Source organism: Clostridium sp. 1001270J_160509_D11, from assembly GCF_015667935.1.
In the GTDB taxonomy this organism is placed as follows: domain Bacteria; phylum Bacillota; class Clostridia; order Peptostreptococcales; family Peptostreptococcaceae; genus Intestinibacter.
On record NZ_JADPET010000182.1, the window covers coordinates 1 to 4,827 of the forward strand.

4 protein-coding genes are annotated in these 4,827 nt (G+C 29.2%); 1 reads left to right on the forward strand and 3 read right to left on the reverse strand.

Annotated elements, in window-relative coordinates; genetic code table 11:
* Window positions 1-117 precede the first annotated feature (117 nt).
* Window positions 118-1,140, reverse strand: a complete 1,023-nt coding sequence (locus I4U58_RS12655; protein WP_195931703.1) for a branched-chain amino acid aminotransferase — start codon at window positions 1,138-1,140, stop codon at window positions 118-120.
* A 504-nt stretch (window positions 1,141-1,644) separates the two neighbouring features.
* The gene (locus I4U58_RS12660; RefSeq protein WP_195931704.1) at window positions 1,645-1,827 is read right to left on the reverse strand and encodes a DUF1858 domain-containing protein; all 183 of its coding nucleotides are present in this window, start codon (window positions 1,825-1,827) and stop codon (window positions 1,645-1,647) included.
* A gap of 314 nt (window positions 1,828-2,141) precedes the next feature.
* On the opposite strand from I4U58_RS12660, the gene I4U58_RS12665 reads away from it, so the two are divergent.
* Window positions 2,142-2,783: a Crp/Fnr family transcriptional regulator gene (locus tag I4U58_RS12665; protein ID WP_207743893.1), complete on the forward strand. Its 642-nt coding sequence runs from the start codon at window positions 2,142-2,144 to the stop codon at window positions 2,781-2,783.
* A gap of 153 nt (window positions 2,784-2,936) precedes the next feature.
* On the opposite strand, the gene hcp is transcribed toward I4U58_RS12665, so the two are convergent.
* Window positions 2,937-4,658 (reverse strand): hydroxylamine reductase, encoded by a 1,722-nt coding sequence (gene hcp / locus I4U58_RS12670; RefSeq protein WP_195931706.1) that lies wholly within the window; start codon window positions 4,656-4,658, stop codon window positions 2,937-2,939.
* Window positions 4,659-4,827: the final 169 nt, after the last annotated feature.

Genomic DNA, 4,827 nt, shown 5'->3' on the forward strand with positions numbered 1-4,827 from the left:
AATTAATAAAGCTTTTAATTAAAAAAATTACAATTATACATACCTTTAAAATCTTCTATTTTTCTACAAAAAAAGTTGCACACTATATCAGCATGCAACTATATATTAAACCTTTTATTATTTTACTTTTACTATCCAACCTTCTGGAGCTTCTATATCACCAAATTGTATTCCATATAGTGTTTCATATAATTTAGTGATAACTGGTCCTGCTTCTTCTTTGCTGTGGAAAATATGTTCTTTTCCTTTATAGTATATTGAGCCTATTGGTGCAACAACTGCAGCAGTACCACAAGCACCTACTTCAGTAAATTTATCTATATCATCCATTAATATTTCACCTTCTATTGCTTCCATTCCTAAGTAATCTCTAGCAACTGTTAATAGTGAGTTTCTAGTTATACTTGGTAATATAGATGGTGAATCTGGTGTTATAAATTTATTGTCTTTTGTTATTCCAAAGAAGTTTGCCGCTCCTGCTTCTTCTATCTTTGTGTGAGTAGCTGGATCTAAATATATACAGTCAGTATATCCTTCTTCATTGGCTAATTTGTGTGGAAGCATACTACCTGCATAGTTTCCTCCAACTTTAGCTGCCCCTGTTCCATATGGTGCTGCTCTATCGTATTTAGCAGTAGTCATTGAAACTGGTTTAAATCCGCCTTTAAAGTATGGTCCTACTGGTATTCCAAATACACAGAATAGATATTCTGGTGCTGGCCCAACACCTATATTATCTCCACATCCTATTACAAATGGTCTTATATAATAAGTAGCACCTGTGCCATATGGTGGTACATATTTTTCATTTGCTTTTACAACTTGTTTACAAGCATCTATAAATTTTTCTACTGATATTTCTGGCATTAACAATCTTTCACAACTATCTTGAAGTCTTTTTGCATTCATATCAGGTCTAAATAATTGTATTTCCCCGTCTTTTGTTGAATACGCTTTTAAACCTTCAAAACATTCTTGCCCATAATGTAATGCTGTAGCCCCTATACTTATAGATATTCTATCCCCGTCTTGTATCTTACCTTCATCCCATTTACCATCTTTCCAATAAGATACATACATATTGTCTACATATTGATAACTAAATCCTAACTCGTCCCATTTTATATTCGCCTTTTGCATTAATATTTACCTCTTTCTTAAAAAACTTTTATTGCTATTTTTTGTATACAATATATAATAACAGATTATTCTATATTTTGCTATATTTTTAAAAAATTCTCAATATTTCTACGATATTATTATTTATCTAATTATATCTAATTATATCTAAAATATATTTATAAAATTCACTTCGTTCATATCGCCAACGACTTCGTACGTTGCTTAAAATTCACTGCGTTCATGGCGCCAACGACTTTGTCCGTTGCTTAAAATTCACTGCGTTCATGGCGCCAACGACTTTGTCCGTTGCTTAAAATTCACTGCGTTCATGGCGCCAACGACTTTGTCCGTTGCTTAAAACTCACTTCGTTTATAGTTCCAATGATTTTGTCTTCTCTTTAGATAATAAGTTAGAAATTTAAATTATCCACAAACTAGATAATGTATAATTTCCTTAGAATAAAAAAAAGCCAGTGTCAAATCCACTGGCTTAAATATTACTTATTTAATTGATATCAAATATTATTTATTTAATTTTGCTAATATATCTTCTACTTCTTGTCCGTGTACTTCACAAGCTTGTTCTAAAGTTTCGAATTGTGCAGATGGGCATCCTAAGCATCCCATTCCCATATCCATTAAAACTTGTGCAGCTTCTGGTTTAACTCTTAATATTTCTCCTATTGTCATATCTTTTGTTATCATATATTCTTCCTCCTGTATTTTATACCTATTATTTAATGATATATTGTTATTATGTAAACACTCTGTCCTAATGTTTCAAACATAGTATTTACAATTATAGGGTATTTTATAACAAATATCCATCATTTTTTTATAAATTTAGCAAATACTGAAATTATAATTATCTATTTATTTTTCTTTATAGATTTCTTCAATATTTTATTATCAAAATAAATATCCCCTATTAACTATAAAAAATAATTGATTAACTGTATATTTAAGTGATATGATTGTTTATTATAATTTACAAATAGATATTAAAGGTGGTAATAAACATGTTTTCTAGTATGACTAAAGAAGAAATTTTAAATTTCTTTAAAGATACATATTATCAAGTCAAAAGCTTCTCTTTAAATGATATTATTGCACTTGAAGGAGAAGAATGTGTGGCCATTGGTATTATACTTAGTGGCTCTGTCGACGTTAAACGTATGTTGAGCAATAAAATAATACAGATGACTTCTTTTGGTCCTGGTCATTTATTTGGAGAAGTTATTATATTCTCTGATGTAAATAAATATCCAGCAACTGTAATTTCTTCATCTAAGTCAGAAGTTCTCTTTATATCTAGAGAAAACTTCAAGCAATTTACTTATACACATCCCGATTTTTTAGAGATGTTTTTAAGAGATTTAAGCAATAAAATTTTAACTTTAAATAAATCTATTGAGCGATTATCATACAACAGTATCCGTCAAAAGATCAGCAACTATATATTAGATGAGTATAAAAAACAAAATAGCCATCTTATAAATATAAATATGACTAAACAAAAGCTCGCTGAAACTTTAGGAATACCTAGACCTTCTCTATCTAGAGAACTTATAAATATGAAAGATATCGGTATTATAGATTATTATAAAGATACTATAAAAATCCTAGATTTAGATTCATTATTTAAAATTTTATCTGAATAATATATCTTTATTTTAAGCAAAGCTCCATCTAGATATTTATATCGAAATGGAGCTTTGATAATGTTTATATAATTATATTAATATTCTATTTTATTATAATTATTTATCAATTAATGGGGTGTATTTTGTTTTGTTTTATTTCAGGAAATATTCTTATTCCATGAACATTTTTATATCGTCTTCTACGTTAGTTATTCCACCAATTCCGAAGTTTTCAACTAATACTTTGGCTACGTTTGGTGATAAGAACGCTGGTAGAGTTGGTCCTAGGTGTATGTTTTTAACTCCTAAGTATAATAATGATAATAATACTATTACAGCTTTTTGTTCGTACCAAGCTATATTGAATGCTATTGGTAAATCATTTATATCTTCAAGCTCGAATACTTCTTTTAATTTTAAAGCTATTAATGCTAATGAGTAAGAGTCATTACATTGTCCTGCATCTAAAACTCTTGGTATTCCACCTATATCACCTAAGTTTAATTTATTATATTTGTATTTTGCACATCCTGCAGTAAGTATTACTGTATCTTTTGGTAATGCTTGTGCAAATTCTGTGTAGTAGTTTCTTGATTTAGCTCTACCATCACATCCTGCCATTACGAAGAATTTCTTGATAGCTCCTGATTTAACTGCATCTACTACAGCATCAGCTAATGCGAATACTTGATTGTGAGCAAATCCACCAACTATTTCTCCAGTTTCTATTTCTGTTGGAGGTTGACAAGTTTTTGCTAATTCTATTATTTCTGAGAAATCTTTATCACTTTCACTGTTTCCAGCTATATGTTTACATCCTGCAAATCCAGCAGCTCCAGTTGTGAATAATCTATCTTTGTAGCTAGCTTTTGGTGGTACTATACAGTTTGTAGTCATTAATATTGGACCATTGAATGATTCAAATTCTTCTTTTTGTTTCCACCATGCATTTCCGTAGTTTCCTGCAAAGTGAGAGTATTTTTTGAATGCTGGGTAGTAGTGTGCTGGTAACATTTCTGAATGTGTATAAACATCTACTCCAGTTCCCTCAGTTTGTTTTAATAATAATTCTAAGTCTTTTAAGTCATGTCCTGATATAAGTATACCTGGGTTGTTTCTAACACCTATATTTACTTTTGTTATTTCTGGATGACCATAAGTTCCTGTGTTAGCTGAATCTAATAAAGCCATTGCATCAACACCAACTTTACCTGTTTCTAATGCTAAAGCAACTAAATCATCTGCTGATAAGTTGTCATTCATTAATTTAGTTAAAGTCGATTGCATAAATGCGTCTATTTCTTCATTTTGGTATCCTAAAGCATTAGCATGTTTCATATATGCTGACATACCTTTTATTCCGTAAGTTATTAATTCTCTTAAACTTCTTATATCTTCATCTTTAGTAGCTAGTACACCTACTGATGGAGCTTTTTCATCTAATATTTTATTTATATCTACTGCTTCTTCTTTATTTTTTGAGAATGAATTTTTTATTCTTTCTAAGAATGAAACTTTTTGATCCATTTCTGCTTCAGTTGTAGCATTCCATAATGCTGCTTCTGATAAGTTTTCTTTATTATTTAACTCTGCTAATAAAGTTTCTTTTGTTGCTAAAGTTTCTTTTATTCTTGCATAGAATATTGCATCATCAAAGTTTGCATTAGTTATAGTTGTAAATAAGTTTATAGTTATTAAATGGTTTACTGATGTATCTACAGTTTTACCTTCTTCTCTTAATCTAGTTGTTACTTCTGATAATCCTTTAGTTGTATAAATTAATAAATCTTGTAATCTTGCTAATTCTGGTGATTTACCACAAACCCCAAATTTAGTACATCCTGTACATCCTGCTGTCTCTTGACATTGATAACAAAACATTTTATTTTCCATTTTGTATTCCTCCGGTTTTAATATTTATCTATATATTTTAGTAAGATTTAATTCAGTGTCTCTCATCTCGTATCTTATGCTCTTATTATATATTTAAAATTAAATACAATCGGTAACATATGTTACATATATAAATTTTTTTAGAAATTTAATTATTATTTTAAGTTTT